This window comes from Stenotrophomonas sp. YJH_SMC_6 (assembly GCF_059371335.1).
Genome location: NZ_JCAFUM010000019.1, coordinates 75,573 through 89,757, shown reverse-complemented (window position 1 = coordinate 89,757; position 14,185 = coordinate 75,573). Strand labels below are relative to the sequence as shown.

Genomic DNA, 14,185 nt, shown 5'->3' with positions numbered 1-14,185 from the left:
TGGCGACGGGCAATGGCTTTGACCGATGTGGAGGTCTTGCAGGCCTCTTTGGCGACCTGCAGTTTGAAACGTGCGTCGTATCTGTTCATGCATCCCTCGGGGTTGGATCTGACGTCCAACTCCCGGGGGTCACTTCATGGATGGGTTTACGGCGTGTCCTGCACAGCCACACCGCCCCGCCAAACCATCAGCAATCCAGAGCCGCTTTGGCTGTTGCTTCGGCCGTTGCTTGAAGCCTCTGCAGGTGCAGGGCGCAGCCCTGCCGAGCAACCCTCTACTTGACCTGCACGTCGATCACGCCGTCGCCAACGCGGGCCTGCAGCGCGTCACCGGGCTGCACCTGGTTGACCGTCCGTACCAGCGTGCCATCGTCAGTGCGGGTCAGGATGCTGTAGCCACGGGCCACGGTGGCCAACGGGCTGACCGCTTCCAGTGAACGCGCCAGTCCGCGCAGTCGCAGTGCATCGCGCTCCAGCAGGCGCTGCATCGCTGCCTGCGGCCGCCCGCGCAGGGCGGTCAGGCGGCGCTGCATCGCGTCGAGCTGGCGTTGCGGATGGTGCCCGCGCAGTACCGCGGCCGCATGGCGCAGGCGTGCGGCACGGCGCTCCTGCTGCTGGTTGAAGACCGCATGCAGGCGCCGGCCCAGATCGAGCTGACGGCGGCGCAACAGGTCCAGCCGCGCCTGCGGGCTCTGTGCGTTCAGGCGCAGCAGGGCGCGGTCGGCACGCTGCATCGCCTGCTGCATCGCATGCCGTTGCAGCTGCACCATGCGCGCGGCCGTACGGCGCAGGCGCAGGGCCAGTTCGCGCTGGTCCGGTACCAGCAGCTCGGCTGCCACCGACGGCGTTGGTGCGCGCAGGTCGGCGGCAAAATCGCTGAGGCTGAAGTCGGTTTCATGGCCCACCGCCGACACTACCGGGGTGCGGCTGGCGGCGATCGCGCGGGCCAGTGCTTCATCGTTGAAGGCCCACAGGTCTTCCAGTGAACCGCCGCCACGGGTCAGCAGGATCACGTCGTAGCGGCCACTGGCATCGGCGGCCTGCAGCAGGCGGGTGATCTGTGCAGCGGCGCTGCTGCCCTGCACCAAGGTCGGCAGCAGGTCCACTTCCAGCAGCGGGAAGCGGCGGCCGAGCACGCTCAGCACGTCGCGCACGGCGGCGCCGGTGGGCGAGGTGATCACCGCCAGGCGCTGCACGTGCGCCGGCAACGGCCGCTTGCGTGCCGGGTCGAACAGGCCTTCGGCTTCCAGGCGTGCCTTCAGCTCTTCGAACGCGCGGCGCAGCGCGCCTTCGCCGGCTTCCTCCATATGGTCCAGCACCATCTGGTACTCGCCACGGGCGTCGTACAGGGTCACCTTGCCGCGCACCAGCACGCGCATGCCTTCGCGCGGCACGAACTTCAGGTACTGCGCCTTCATCCGGAACATTGCCGCGCGCAGCTGCGCACGTGCATCCTTCAGGGTCAAATACAGATGCCCGGAGGCGGGACGCGCCACGCTGCCCAGTTCGGCCTCGACCCAGATCGCCGGGAAGCTGCCTTCCAGCAGGTCGCGGGCCAGGGTGTTGAGCTGGCTGGGGGTGAGGATGTCGTTGTTGCGTGGCTGCATGGGAACGGCGTGCTGCGGGCGGAACGGGGGCTCAGGATCGCACGTCAGCGCACCCTGTGCTGGTCCAGCGCCCATTGCACGTGTTCGCGCACCAGCGGCGAGGGATCATCGACGCGGGTATGCAACGCGGCCAACGCTTCGGCCGAGGACGGTGCATTGCCCAGTGCCACGGCGATGTTGCGCAGCCAGCGTTCATGGCCGCTGCGCCGGATCGGGCTGCCTTCGGTACGGCGCAGGAATTCAGCTTCGTCCCAGGCAAACAGCTGGTCCAGACGGGCAGTGTCGAGGTTGTTGCGCGCGCGGAAATCGGCTTCGTCGGTACGCTTGGCGAACTTGTTCCAGGGGCAGACCAACTGGCAGTCGTCACAGCCGTAGATGCGGTTGCCGATCAACGGCCGCATGTCTTCGGGGATGGCACCGTCGTGCTCGATGGTCAGGTAGGAAATACAGCGCCGCGCGTCCAGCCGCTGCGGGCCGGTGATGGCCTGGGTCGGGCAGACATCGATGCAGCGCGTGCAGGTGCCGCAGTGTGCCGTGGCCGGTGCATCGATCGGCAGCGGGATATCGATGTAGATCTCGCCGATGAAGAACCAGGAGCCGCCATGGCGGTCGATCAGGCAGGTGTGCTTGCCGATCCAGCCCAGGCCGGCATTGCGCGCCAGTGCGCGTTCCAGCACGGGCGCCGAATCGACGAACACGCGGTAGCCCAGCGGTGCCACTTCATCGTTGATCTGCGTGGCCAGCTTCTGCAGGCGGTTGCGCATCAGCTTGTGGTAGTCGCGGCCCAAGGCGTAACGGGCCACGTAGGCGCGGCCCGGGTCGGCCAGGGTTGCCCAGGCTTCGGTGTCGTCCTTGTGGCTGTAGTCCATGCCTACCGAGATCACCCGTACGGTGCCGGGCAGCAGCTCGGCCGGGCGCGCGCGCAGGGTGCCGTGGCGCGCCATCCAGTCCATCGTGCCGTACAGGCCCTGGCCCAGCCAGTCGGCCAGGTGCGCCTCATCCTCGCCCAGCTCGATGCCGGCGATACCGCAGCGCTGGAAGCCATGCGCACGCGCCAGTTCGCGGATGCGCTGCACGGCCTGGGCCGGATCGACAGGGATGGGGGCGGGGGACATGTGCACCAGTATAAAATCCCTGCATGGCCAACCTTGCCGATCTTTTCGATTCCGCTGCCGCGCGTGCGCTTGATGCGCAGGCTTCGGCGCTGGCCGCCGAGGGTGGTTGGGGCCTGATGGCGCAGGCCGGCCAGGCCGCCTGGCAGTGCCTGCTGCAGCATTGGCCGCAGGCGCAGCGGATCGGCGTGGTGGTCGGAGCAGGCAACAACGGCGGCGACGGCCTGGTGCTGGCCCGCCATGCACGGAAGGCCGGGCGCGCGGTGACGGTGATCGCCTTGCCGGGCAAGCCACCGGCGACGTCGCTGGCACAGCGTGCAGCATCGGAATTCACGTCCCACGGCGGCACCATCACCGATTTCGACGGCGGGCTGCCCGAGGCCGATATCTGGGTTGATGCCCTGTTCGGTCTGGGCTTCGACCGTGCGCCGGAAGGTGTGGCGCAGGCGCTGATCGCCGCCCTCAACGCGCAGACGGCACCGGTTCTGGCGCTGGACGTCCCCAGTGGCGTCGATGCCGACCGGGGCGCCGTACCGGGCGAGGCGGTGAAGGCTGCTTTGACCCTGCAGTTCATCGTGCCGCATCGCGGGCTGTATACCGGCGATGCGCTGGATCATTGCGGGCGGAAGGCGTTGGCGCCGCTGCAGCTACCCACGGCCGCATGGCAGGGCGTGTCACCCGCCGCAGAGCACTGGACCCAGGCTCGCTTGCCGGCACTGCTGCCGCCGCGTCGTGCCAATACCCACAAGGGCGAATCCGGGCACGTGCTGTGCGTCGGCGGCAACCATGGCAGCGGTGGGGCCATCGCGATGGCGGCCGAAGCGGCACTGCGTGCCGGCGCGGGACTGTTGAGCCTGGCCACCCGGCGCGATCACGTCGGCCCGTTGCTGGCTCGGCTTCCCGAGGCGATGACCCATGCGCTTGAAGATGGCGATGTGCTGCCGGCGCTGCTGGAGAAGGCCAGGGTGGTGGCGATCGGCCCCGGCCTGGGCCAGGACGAATGGGCACGCGCAATGTTTGCGCAGGTGCTGGACAGCGACAAACCGCTGGTGGTTGATGCCGATGCGCTGAATCTGCTGGCGCAGGATCCGCGCGCGCTGCCGGAGGCGATCCTTACGCCACATCCGGGCGAGGCCGCGCGCCTGCTCGACTGCAGTACCGCTGACATCCAGGCCGATCGCTACCGCTGTGCGCAGGCGTTGGCCGAGCGCTTCCACGCCGTGGTGGTGCTGAAGGGCGCGGGCAGCATCGTGACGGCGCCCGGGCAGGTGCCACGGCTGATTGCTGCAGGCAACCCCGGCATGGCCGTGGGGGGCATGGGCGACCTGCTCACCGGCATCATTGCCAGCCTGCGCGCGCAGGGCCTGGCCGCCTTCGACGCTGCCGCCACTGGCGCACTGCTGCACGCGCTCGCCGGCGACGCTGCGGCCGCCGACGGCGCGCGCGGCATGCTTCCCACTGATCTGCTGGTGCCGCTGCGGCAACTGGCCAACCCGGAACGCTCTTCATGACTGAATTCTTCCTTGCCGACAGCGATGCCACCGAACTGCTCGGGCAGTGGCTGGCGGCGACCCGACCGCCGCAGGCGCTGATCGAACTGCGCGGCGACCTGGGCGCCGGCAAATCCACCACCGCACGCGCACTGCTGCGCGCGCTGGGCGTGCAGGGCGCGATCCGCAGCCCCACTTACACCCTGGTCGAGCGCTATCCGCTGGCCAGCGGTGGCGAGGCCTGGCACCTGGACCTGTACCGGATCGGCCAAGCCGGCGAACTCGATTTCCTGGGCCTGGACGAGGGCAGCGCGGTGTTGTGGCTGGTGGAATGGCCGGAACGCGGCGCTGGCGCGCTGCCGCCGACCGACCTGGTGGTGGCGTTGGAGATCGAGGGGCAGGGGCGTCGCGCCCGTCTCACCGGAGCCAGCGACGTCGGACATGAGTGGCTGAAGCGGCTTCCCCAAGGGGGCGACTTGCAGGCCATTTCTGTCGGCTGACGAGAACAAAGACCGGCAGGTTACGGATTATTAAGGAAAAAGGTGTTGCATTCCGTTCAGCGCGGTGATTGAATCCTGAGCCATGCGCCCGGGGAACCGTCTCATCGCTATCTGTGCCGCCGTCGGACTGGGTCTGGCGAGCGTCAGTGCGTGGGCCGGTGAAGTCCGCCAGGTCCTGCTGAATACCGGCGCCACCGGCACCCGTGCCGAGATCTCGCTGGTCGGCAGTGGCGGCTACAAGACGCTTTCTCTGGCCAGTCCGAACCGTCTGGTGGTCGACTTCCCTGACTCCAGCGCCATACGCAACCTGAAGATGCCGGCTGCCCAGGGCGTGGTCACGGCGGTGCGTACCGGACAGCCGGTGCCGGGGACCTTCCGTGTCGTTTTCGACCTCGCTGAATCGGTGGCGCCGTTCCGCCCGCAGATGCAGCGGGAGGGCAATGAATCCAAGCTGGTGATCGAATGGCCGGGCGATGGCCCGGCCATGGCCGCCAGCCGTCCGGCAGCGACACCGGCGGTGCAGCCGCAGGCACCGGTGGCGACGCCCGCGCCGACCCCGGCTGAAAGCGCACAGTCGCGTTCCGATGCCGCACGTGCGACCGCACTGCTGACCGCGCAGGTGCGGCAGCAGGCCAGTGCCACTGCCGCCGCACCGGCCACGCCGACCCCGGCGCCGTCCACCGCGCCGGCCCAGGTTGCGGCGGCCGGTACCGTGGCCAGCAGCTCACCTTCTTCCTCGCCGGCCGCGATCCTGGCCGGCCAGCGCACCGCCGCCGTGGTGACCACGCCGCCGGCTACCGTGCCTGCACCGGCGCCGACGCCGGTGGAACCGCCGCGCCCGGCCATGCCCAGCGATGCCTCGCGCATCCGCATGCAGGCCGGCATGCGTCATCTGGTGGTCGCCATCGATCCCGGCCATGGTGGCCAGGATCCCGGCGCGATCGGCCCGACCGGCAAGCGCGAAAAGGATGTCACCCTGGCGGTGGCGCGTGAGCTGGCCCGCCAGGTCAATGCGACGCCGGGCCTGAAGGCCTATCTGACCCGCGACAGCGACGTGTTCATCCCGCTGCCGATGCGTGCGCAGAAGGCACGTGCAAACAAGGCCGACATCTTCATTTCGATCCATGCCGACGCGGCCGAAAACCGTTCGGCCACTGGTTCGTCGGTATACGTGCTGTCGACCAAGGGCGCCTCTTCGCAGCGCGCCCGCTGGCTGGCGGACAAGGAAAACGCGGCCGACCTGGTGGGTGGCGTGCGCCTGCAGCAGACCGAAGGCACGCTTGCCAACGTGCTGCTGGACCTTGCCCAGAGCGGTTACATGAAGGCATCTGAAGATGCCGCCGGCCACGTGCTGGGCGGCCTGAAGCGGATCGGCAACAATCACAAGCCGAACATCGAACGTGCGAACTTCGCCGTGCTGCGCACCTCGGACATGCCGGCGATGCTGGTGGAAACCGCGTTCATCTCCAACCCGGACGAAGAGCGCCGCCTGATCGACCCGGCCTACCAGCGCAAGATCGCCGGCGCCGTGCTCGATGGCGTGCACACCTTCTTCAGCCGCCAGCCACCGCCGGGCACGCTGTACGCAGCCCGTGCCCAGGCCGAGATCGACGCTGCCGGGACCATGGCCGGCGGCAGCAAGTAACCCGCCGAAGGCAGGTTACTGCTTTCTGTAGCGTCGACTGTCAGTCAACTACGCGCGCAGCGCGGGGTTTTCGCCGCCCGGCGGAGGGCAGTCGACTGACAGTCGACTCTACACGGGGCGGCTCCGCTATCATCAACCCATGAAGTCTGCTGCCCATCCTCTCCCATGAGCGCGCCCGGACCGCGCCCGATCCGGCCGTTGCCGGAAATCCTGATCAACCAGATCGCCGCCGGCGAAGTGGTCGAACGTCCTGCGTCAGTGGTCAAGGAGCTGGTCGAGAACGCGATCGATGCCGGTGCCAGCCGCGTTGATATCGATCTTGAAGAGGGTGGTGTCCGCCTGATCCGCATCCGCGACAATGGCAGTGGCATCGCGCCGGAACAGCTGCCGCTGGCGGTCTCGCGCCACGCCACCAGCAAGATCGCCGATCTGGACGACCTCGAATCGGTGGCCACGCTCGGGTTCCGTGGCGAAGCGCTGCCGTCGATCGCCTCGGTCAGCCGCTTTACCCTGTCCTCGCGTCGCGCGCATGACGAACACGGTTCGGCACTGCAGATCGAAGGCGGCAAGATCGGCGAAGTGACGCCACGTGCGCATGCACCGGGCACCACGGTGGAAGTGCGCGAGCTGTTCTACAACGTACCGGCGCGGCGCAAGTTCCTGCGCGCCGAGCGTACCGAACTGGGCCATATCGAAGAGTGGTTGCGTTCGCTGGCGCTTGCGCGACCGGATGTCGAGCTGCGCGTGTCGCACAACGGCAAGGCCTCGCGCCGCTACAAGCCGGGCGATCTGTATTCCGATGCGCGCCTGGCCGAAACGCTGGGCGAGGATTTCGCCAACCAGGCCGTGCGCGTCGACCACAGTGGTGCCGGCCTGCGCCTGCACGGCTGGATCGCGCAGCCGCATTATTCGCGCGCCAGCGCCGACCAGCAGTACCTGTACGTCAACGGCCGTTCGGTGCGCGACCGCAGCGTCGCCCATGCGGTGAAGATGGCTTACGGCGATGTGCTGTACCACGGCCGCCAGCCAGCCTATGTGCTGTTCCTCGAGCTCGACCCGACCCGCGTTGACGTCAACGTGCACCCGGCCAAGCACGAGGTTCGCTTCCGTGATTCGCGGCTGGTGCACGATTTCGTCTACCGCACGCTGAAGGACGCGCTGGCTGATACCCGCGCCGGCATGTCGGCGCAGGAGATCGGTGCGGGTCCGGTGCATCCGGTGGACGCCGCTGCTGCACCGATGACATCGAGCGCGGGCGCATCGGGTTTCGGGCTGGCGCGTGGACCTGCGCCCGGTGCCGGCTCGGGTGGCGGTGGTGGTGGTTTTTCCGGCTGGCGCCCGCAGCAGCCCCTTGGACTGCAGGTGGCCGATGCACCGGCGGCCTATGCCGCGCTGTATGCCGCACCGGCCGGTGCCGAACGCGGTGCTGCGCTGCCGCCGATGCCGGCCGAGAACGGACTGCCGGTGACCAGTGCCGACGCCGGCGTACCGCCGCTGGGCTACGCGATCGCGCAGCTGCACGGCATCTACATCCTGGCCGAGAACGCAGAAGGCCTGATCGTGGTCGACATGCATGCCGCGCACGAGCGCATCGGCTACGAGCGCCTGAAGAACGCGCACGATGGTATCGGCCTGCAGTCGCAGCCGCTGCTGGTGCCGATCACACTCGCCGTGGGCGAGCGCGAAGCCGACACCGCCGAAAGTGAAGCCGAAACGTTGGCGGCGCTCGGCTTCGAGGTGACCCGTGCCGGTCCCGGATCGCTGCACGTGCGCAGTATTCCAGCGCTGTTGGCGCATGCCGAACCGGAGGGGCTGCTGCGCGATGTGCTGACCGACCTGCGCGAGCACGGCCAGAGCCGCCGCGTGGCCAGCGCACGTGACGAACTGCTGTCGACAATGGCCTGTCACGGTGCGGTGCGTGCCAACCGGCGCCTGACCGTGCCGGAAATGAACGCGCTGCTGCGCGACATGGAAATCACCGAACGGTCTGGCCAGTGCAACCACGGCAGGCCGACCTGGGCCCGTTTTTCGCTGGCGGAGATCGACCGCTGGTTCCTGCGCGGACGTTGAGGGGAGCATCGATGCGTTATCGGGGAATGGGCGGCCTGCTGGCCGCCTTGCTGTTGGCCGCGTGCAGTCCGGCAACACCGCCGGCGCCGAAGGTTACCGAAGATCCGGCCTATGCGGCCGCGCAGCAGCAATGGCGGGTGGCCCGCTACCAGGACCTGACCCGGCCCGATGGCTGGACGGCCCTGGTCGGCCTGCACTGGCTGCAGAACAAATCACACTTCGTCGGCAGTGGTGCCACCAACGGCATCCGCCTGACGGTTGGCCCGGACAAGCTGGGCCTGCTGCGTCGCGAGGGCAGCCAGTGGTGGTTCACGCCCGAAGCCGGTGTGGATGTCAGCCATGATGGCCAGCCGGTGCGCGGCCGTATCCGCATCGACACCGACAAGGATCCGCAGCCAACCCTGTTGGCCTTCGACGGTGGCAAGGGCCAGCTCAGCATCATCCGGCGCGGGCCGCGCGATGCGCTGCGGGTCAAGCATGCCGATGCGCCGGCGCGCCGTGATTTCGCCGGGCTGGAGTACTGGCCGGGTGGCCCGGACTGGCAGGTGCAGGCACGCTTCATCCCGCATCCGGCGGGCAAGACCCTGCCCATTGTCGACATCACCGGCCTGACCACCGAGATGCCCAATGCGGGTGCGGTCGAATTCGAACGCGACGGCCGCACATGGCGGCTGGAGGCGATCGGAGCCACCGGGCAGCCGCTGTTCCTGATCTTTGCCGACCGCACCAGTGGCCGCGGCAGTTATCCGGCCGGGCGCTACCTGGATACCGATGCGCCGGCAGCCGACGGCACGCTACGCATCGATTTCAATCATGCCTACAACCCGCCGTGTGCATTCACTGCCTATGCCACGTGCCCGCTGGCGCCGCCGGAAAACCGGCTGGACCTGCGCATGGAAGCGGGCGAGAAGGCCTACCACCTGTCTGAAGGAGAGGGCTGAGATGCCGTTGAAGGGACTGTTCCGTGCAACGCTGCTGATGGCAGCGTTTGCAATCGCACCGCTGGCACCGGCGCGCAATGCACCGGCCACCGACGCCGCGGCCACGGCGGCGGCCAAGCCGCCGGTGCCGCTGCTGTGGAAGGTGACCGGCCCGGGTGATTCACGCGTATACCTGCTTGGATCATTCCACCTGTTGAAACCGCAGGACTACCCGCTGTCGCCCGATGTCGAGCAGGCCTTCGAGGCCTCGCAGCGGGTCGTGTTCGAACTGTCGCCGGAGGACATGCAGTCGCCGCAGCTGGCCAGCCGCATGGTGCAGGCTGCCGTGCGCACCGATGGCAGCGAGCTCAAGCGCGATCTCGACGCGGCCACCTGGCAGAAGCTGCAGGCGTTCGCATCCGAGAACAAGCTTCCGTTGGCACAGATGCAGGGCATGAAGCCCTGGTTCGTCGGCCTGAGCATTTCGGTTGGGCAAATGCAGAAGATGGGCTTGGACCCGGCGCTGGGCCTGGACCGTCATTTCATGGAGCGCGCGCAGAAGACCGGCCGCAGGACCGCTGGGTTGGAAGACATCGATACCCAGATCGGCATGCTCGACGGCATGACCGTGCAGGAGCAGCGACAGATGCTGTCCGAGGCGCTGGATCAGGCGGGCAAGGGCGATGAGCAGGCGCGCCAGCTGCATGATGCCTGGCGGCGAGGCGATGAGCGCGTGTTGTGGACGAAGATGGCCGCGGAAATGCGCCAGCAGTACCCGCAGCTTTACCAGCGCATCAACACCGGGCGCAACGATGCGTGGGTACCGAAGCTGCTGCCGCACCTGCAGGCCGGGCAGGGTGGCACGCTGGTGGTGGTCGGTACGCTGCACCTTCTGGGCGGTGACGGCGTGGTCGAGAAGCTGAAGGCGAAGGGCTACAAGGTCGAACGCGTATGCACGGGGTGCAAAGCTAAACGTTGATGCTCCCCCGGGGCACAAAACAAAGCGGCGCGCCATTGGGCGCGCCGTTTTCGTATCCGCCGGTACATCGGCTCAGCGGCGGGTCTTGCCGCCGGTGCCGGTACCGGGTTCGTTGGGCTTGTTGCCGGTGCCGGTACCGGTGCCACCCGGTCGCGGACCACCGAAACCGGTGCCCATGCTGCGCTGGAATTCCTGCCACAGCTCCAGGTTGCGCTCGGTCAGCTGGTTCATCATCGCCCACGGGGTCTGGCCCAGCAGGTTGCCCATCTGCTGGCGGAACTGCTGCTGCTGGTCGAGGAAGACCTGCATGCTGCGCTCCAGGTAGTTGCCCATGAAGCCCTGCAGGGAATCGCCGTAGAAGCGGATCAGCTGGCTCAGCAGCTGGGTGGACAGCATCGGTTCGCCGTCCTGTTCTTGGTCGGCAATGATCTGCAGCAGGACCGAACGGGTGAGGTCGTCGCCGCTCTTGGCGTCACGGACTTCGAAGTCTTCACCGTCCAGGATCAGCTGGCGCACGTCCTCGATGGTGATGTAGCTGGAGATCTCGGTGTCGTAGAGACGGCGGTTCGGATACTTCTTGATGATGCGGGTCGCAGCCATTGAAGCGGTCACTCGTCACATTAGATGCGAAGCATGGCGCAGTGCAGCAGCCGTTGCAACCGCCTCAGCCCCCGCCAGGCTTGGCTTTCACAGGGGATCATGTTGCGCAACAAGGGTTTGCGTGCTGCGCAGCATGACCATCGGCAGGGGCGGCGGGTGTGCGCCGCCGAGGCCGGCGCGGCTTACCAACCCATATGGTGGCCGCCATTGATGTCCAGGTTGCTTCCGGTGATCCACGAGGCTTCCTCCGCCACTAGGAAGGACACCCCGTAAGCGATTTCCTCCGGCTTGCCGAGGCGCCCGGTGGGAATGTCGGCGACGATCTTGGCGCGCACTTCTTCCGGCACCGCCATCACCATGTCGGTCGCGACGTAGCCGGGCGAAATGGTGTTGACGGTAATGCCGAAGCCGGCGTTCTCGCGTGCCAGCGAGATGGTGAAGCCGTGCATGCCGGCCTTGGCCGCCGCGTAGTTGGCCTGGCCGTACTGGCCCTTCAGGCCGTTGATCGAACTGATCTGGATGACCCGGCCCCAGCCGCGGCGGCGCATGCCCTCGATGACCGGGCGGGTGACGTTGAACACCGAATTGAGGTTGGTGTTGATCACATCGTGCCACTGGTCCGCGCGCATGCGATGGAACGTGGTGTCGCGGGTGATGCCCGCGTTGTTGACCAGGATCTCGACCGGGCCCAGCTCGGCCTCGACGGCGCGCACCAGCGCTTCGGCGCTGCCTGGATCGGAGACATCGCCCGGGAAGATCGAAACGCTGTAGCCGCGTTTGGTCATTGCCTGCTGCCAGGCGCGGGCCTTGGCCTCGTCGCGGTAGTTGGTGGCGACCCGGTGGCCCTGGTCGGCCAGGCGTTGGCAGATGGCGGTGCCGATGCCGCCGGTTCCGCCGGTGACCAGTGCGACGCGAGATGTCATGGAGTGTTGTCCGGGTGTCGGGTGGGGGAAGGGGGATTCTGCAACATCGGCGCGGAAAGTGCGCCGGCTGGCAACAGGATGTCGGTCCGCGGCAGTCGTGCCGGGTCGAAGGCCTGCCGAGCGGTGGCCAGCAGCGTATCCAGGTCGTGCGCAGGTTCCAGCGCCCCAGGTGCCTGGCCGAGCAACTTCCAGAGCTGGCGCAGCACGGGCAGCGGGTGCGAACTGTCCACCGGCAGCGCCGCCAGCGACTTGGACAGTTTGTGGCCCGGCGCATCCAGCAGCAGCGGCAGGTGCCAGTAGCGCGGCACCGCCAGCCCCAATGCCTGCTGCAGCAGGATCTGCCGCGCGGTGGAGTTGAGCAGGTCGGCGCCGCGCACCACTTCGGTCACTCCTTGTGCGGCGTCATCGACCACCACGGCCAACTGGTAGGCCCAGCAGCCATCGGCGCGGCGCAGCACGAAGTCGCCGACTTCGGCGTGCACGTCCTGCTGCTGCGGGCCGCGCAGGCCATCGTCGAAGTGCACGATGCTGCCCGGTGGCACGCGGAAGCGGACGGCAGGGTCCGGTCGAAGTTGCCGGGCGACGCAACGATGGTGGATGCCGCCGTTGGCGGCCAGGTCGCTGCGGCTGCAGTGGCAGACAAAGGCCTGGTCGCTGGCCAGCAGCACGTCCAGCGCGGCCTGGTAGGCCTCGCCGCGGGTGCTCTGCCAGAGGATCGGGCCATCGTGGACCAGGCCGAACGCTGCCAGCGCCCGCAGCTGTGACTCGGCGGCGCCGGGCACGGTGCGTGGTGGATCGACGTCTTCGATGCGCAGCCGCCACAAGCCGCCGTTATGTCGCGCGAGCAGCCAGCTGCCGAAGGCGGCGAGCAGGGATCCGGGATGGAGCAGGCCGGTCGGCGAGGGCGCGAAACGACCGCAGGGAATGGGGGAGGTCATGCTGGCTGAATCGTCGGTCAGGTTGGCGCTTGAATTCAAGCTGACCACACCGCAAATTGACCGGTATCGACCCCTTCCGAGCCGGATTTTCCCATGTTTACCCGCATTGCCCTGTTCCTGGCGACCAACTTCGCGGTCCTGATTCTCGCCAGCATCGTGATGTCGTTGCTCGGGGTCAATCCAAGCCAGATGAGCGGCCTGCTGGTCATGGCCGCGATCTTCGGCTTCGGTGGCTCCTTCATCTCGCTGCTGCTCTCCAAGTGGATGGCCAAGCGCTCCACCGGTGCGGTGGTGATCACCGAGCCGCGCAACCAGACCGAGCGCTGGCTGCTGGCCACCGTCGAGCGCCAGGCCAAGGCGGCCGGTATCGGCATGCCCGAAGTAGCGGTGTACGAAGGCCCGGAGATCAACGCCTTCGCCACTGGCGCCAACCGCAACAACGCACTGGTCGCGGTGTCCACCGGCCTGCTGCACAACATGAGCGAAGACGAGGCCGAAGCGGTGCTGGGCCACGAGATCGCCCACGTCGCCAACGGTGACATGATCACCATGGCGCTGCTGCAGGGCGTGCTGAACACCTTCGTGATCGTGCTGGCCCGCGTGGTCGGCGGCATCATCGACAGCGCGCTGTCGGGTAACCGCGAAGGCGGCGGCCGTGGCTTCGCCTATTACATCATCGTGTTCGTGCTGGAGATGGTGTTCGGCCTGTTCGCCACCATGATCTCGATGTGGTTCTCGCGCCACCGCGAGTTCCGCGCCGACGCCGGCGGTGCCTCGCTGGCCGGCCGCCAGAAGATGATCGCCGCGTTGGAGCGGCTGCAGCTGAACCACGGCCAGAGCACGCTGCCGACCCAGATTGCCGCTTTCGGTATTGCTGGTTCGACGGCGAAGAAGCTGTTCATGAGCCATCCGCCGCTGGAAGAGCGCATCGCCGCGCTGCGGGCGTCGACGGTGGCGTAAGTCTCCGTACTTCTACGGTAGTGCAGGAACGCCTGGCCCCGCGCCGGGCGTTTTTGTTTGCGCGGTGCATTGCTGATGCCGGATCGTGCCCGGCGGATCGTTTCCGCGCCTGCGGGGAGGTGTCACTTTCTTTGCTCGTGCAAAGAAAGTAACCAAAGAAACACGCCGCCAGGGCGCGAGCCGACGTGCTGCGCACGCCGGTACCCTACGCTCCTCGGCCCGTCGAGGGACGGTGCGGGAACTCGCTGCGCTCAGACACCCGCACCTCTTCGCCCTCGCCGGACCTGCGGTGCTCGGCTCGCTTGAAGGCGGACTGGAAAATCAAGATCAAGGGCAACAGCATCCACGCATGGCGTGGATCTACTGGGTGCAGCTGTGGCATTTGACCTTGGGTCCGCCTTGAGCGAGCCGAGCATCGCAGGGGAATCAGGGGCGAAGAGGC

12 protein-coding genes are annotated in these 14,185 nt (G+C 67.7%); 7 read left to right on the top strand and 5 right to left on the bottom strand.

Annotated features, from left to right (window positions below):
• Positions 1–274: 274 nt before the first annotated feature.
• Positions 275–1,606 carry an exodeoxyribonuclease VII large subunit gene (xseA, locus tag AC5P9N_RS20160; RefSeq protein WP_099484828.1) on the bottom strand — a complete coding sequence of 444 codons (1,332 nt, stop codon included), beginning with the start codon at positions 1,604–1,606 and terminating at the stop codon, positions 275–277.
• Positions 1,607–1,650: 44 nt separating this feature from the next.
• A complete protein-coding gene (gene queG / locus AC5P9N_RS20155; RefSeq protein WP_033834693.1) occupies positions 1,651–2,721 on the bottom strand; it encodes a tRNA epoxyqueuosine(34) reductase QueG in 1,071 nt (356 codons plus the stop codon).
• A gap of 23 nt (positions 2,722–2,744) precedes the next feature.
• Here queG and AC5P9N_RS20150 point away from each other — a divergent pair, with 23 nt between their 5' ends.
• The 6 genes from AC5P9N_RS20150 (at position 2,745) to AC5P9N_RS20125 (ending at position 10,322) form a co-directional block, all read left to right on the top strand.
• Complete coding sequence (locus AC5P9N_RS20150; RefSeq protein ID WP_099484827.1) at positions 2,745–4,229, top strand: NAD(P)H-hydrate dehydratase; 1,485 nt, start codon at positions 2,745–2,747, stop codon at positions 4,227–4,229.
• A complete protein-coding gene (tsaE, locus tag AC5P9N_RS20145) occupies positions 4,226–4,708 on the top strand; it encodes a tRNA (adenosine(37)-N6)-threonylcarbamoyltransferase complex ATPase subunit type 1 TsaE (RefSeq protein ID WP_005410396.1) in 483 nt (160 codons plus the stop codon). The genes AC5P9N_RS20150 and tsaE overlap by 4 nt, the downstream gene beginning before the upstream one ends.
• A gap of 82 nt (positions 4,709–4,790) precedes the next feature.
• Positions 4,791–6,353 (top strand): N-acetylmuramoyl-L-alanine amidase, encoded by a 1,563-nt coding sequence (locus tag AC5P9N_RS20140; RefSeq protein ID WP_099484826.1) that lies wholly within the window; start codon positions 4,791–4,793, stop codon positions 6,351–6,353.
• A gap of 165 nt (positions 6,354–6,518) precedes the next feature.
• Positions 6,519–8,423: a DNA mismatch repair endonuclease MutL gene (mutL, locus tag AC5P9N_RS20135; protein ID WP_062606511.1), complete on the top strand. Its 1,905-nt coding sequence runs from the start codon at positions 6,519–6,521 to the stop codon at positions 8,421–8,423.
• Between the two features lie 11 nt (positions 8,424–8,434).
• Positions 8,435–9,364 carry a DUF1684 domain-containing protein gene (locus AC5P9N_RS20130; RefSeq protein WP_005410393.1) on the top strand — a complete coding sequence of 310 codons (930 nt, stop codon included), beginning with the start codon at positions 8,435–8,437 and terminating at the stop codon, positions 9,362–9,364.
• A 1-nt stretch (position 9,365) separates the two neighbouring features.
• Positions 9,366–10,322, top strand: a complete 957-nt coding sequence (locus AC5P9N_RS20125) for a TraB/GumN family protein (protein WP_012480844.1) — start codon at positions 9,366–9,368, stop codon at positions 10,320–10,322.
• Between the two features lie 72 nt (positions 10,323–10,394).
• Here AC5P9N_RS20125 and phaR read toward each other — a convergent pair whose 3' ends face one another.
• The 3 genes from phaR to gluQRS all read right to left on the bottom strand — a co-directional run bounded on the left by phaR (position 10,395) and on the right by gluQRS (position 12,783).
• Positions 10,395–10,922, bottom strand: coding sequence for a polyhydroxyalkanoate synthesis repressor PhaR (phaR, locus tag AC5P9N_RS20120; RefSeq protein WP_005410391.1), 528 nt, complete (start codon positions 10,920–10,922; stop codon positions 10,395–10,397).
• Between the two features lie 182 nt (positions 10,923–11,104).
• On the bottom strand, positions 11,105–11,845 hold the full coding sequence (gene phbB, locus AC5P9N_RS20115; RefSeq protein ID WP_099484825.1) for an acetoacetyl-CoA reductase: 741 nt from the start codon (positions 11,843–11,845) through the stop codon (positions 11,105–11,107).
• Complete coding sequence (gene gluQRS / locus AC5P9N_RS20110; RefSeq protein WP_099484824.1) at positions 11,842–12,783, bottom strand: tRNA glutamyl-Q(34) synthetase GluQRS; 942 nt, start codon at positions 12,781–12,783, stop codon at positions 11,842–11,844. The genes phbB and gluQRS overlap by 4 nt, the downstream gene beginning before the upstream one ends.
• Before the next feature lie 93 nt (positions 12,784–12,876).
• Between gluQRS and htpX the strand changes: the two genes are divergently transcribed.
• Positions 12,877–13,743 carry a protease HtpX gene (gene htpX / locus AC5P9N_RS20105; protein ID WP_005410387.1) on the top strand — a complete coding sequence of 289 codons (867 nt, stop codon included), beginning with the start codon at positions 12,877–12,879 and terminating at the stop codon, positions 13,741–13,743.
• The last annotated feature ends 442 nt before the right edge of the window (positions 13,744–14,185 follow it).

Bases quoted from the DNA above. Each gene is read 5' to 3' on its own strand.
- xseA (WP_099484828.1), bottom strand. From the start codon at position 1,606: ATGCAGCCACGCAACAACGACATCCTCACCCCCAGCCAGCTCAACACC.
- queG (WP_033834693.1), bottom strand. From the start codon at position 2,721: ATGTCCCCCGCCCCCATCCCTGTCGATCCGGCCCAGGCCGTGCAGCGC.
- AC5P9N_RS20150 (WP_099484827.1), top strand. From the start codon at position 2,745: ATGGCCAACCTTGCCGATCTTTTCGATTCCGCTGCCGCGCGTGCGCTT.
- tsaE (WP_005410396.1), top strand. From the start codon at position 4,226: ATGACTGAATTCTTCCTTGCCGACAGCGATGCCACCGAACTGCTCGGG.
- AC5P9N_RS20140 (WP_099484826.1), top strand. From the start codon at position 4,791: ATGCGCCCGGGGAACCGTCTCATCGCTATCTGTGCCGCCGTCGGACTG.
- mutL (WP_062606511.1), top strand. From the start codon at position 6,519: ATGAGCGCGCCCGGACCGCGCCCGATCCGGCCGTTGCCGGAAATCCTG.
- AC5P9N_RS20130 (WP_005410393.1), top strand. From the start codon at position 8,435: ATGCGTTATCGGGGAATGGGCGGCCTGCTGGCCGCCTTGCTGTTGGCC.
- AC5P9N_RS20125 (WP_012480844.1), top strand. From the start codon at position 9,366: ATGCCGTTGAAGGGACTGTTCCGTGCAACGCTGCTGATGGCAGCGTTT.
- phaR (WP_005410391.1), bottom strand. From the start codon at position 10,922: ATGGCTGCGACCCGCATCATCAAGAAGTATCCGAACCGCCGTCTCTAC.
- phbB (WP_099484825.1), bottom strand. From the start codon at position 11,845: ATGACATCTCGCGTCGCACTGGTCACCGGCGGAACCGGCGGCATCGGC.
- gluQRS (WP_099484824.1), bottom strand. From the start codon at position 12,783: ATGACCTCCCCCATTCCCTGCGGTCGTTTCGCGCCCTCGCCGACCGGC.
- htpX (WP_005410387.1), top strand. From the start codon at position 12,877: ATGTTTACCCGCATTGCCCTGTTCCTGGCGACCAACTTCGCGGTCCTG.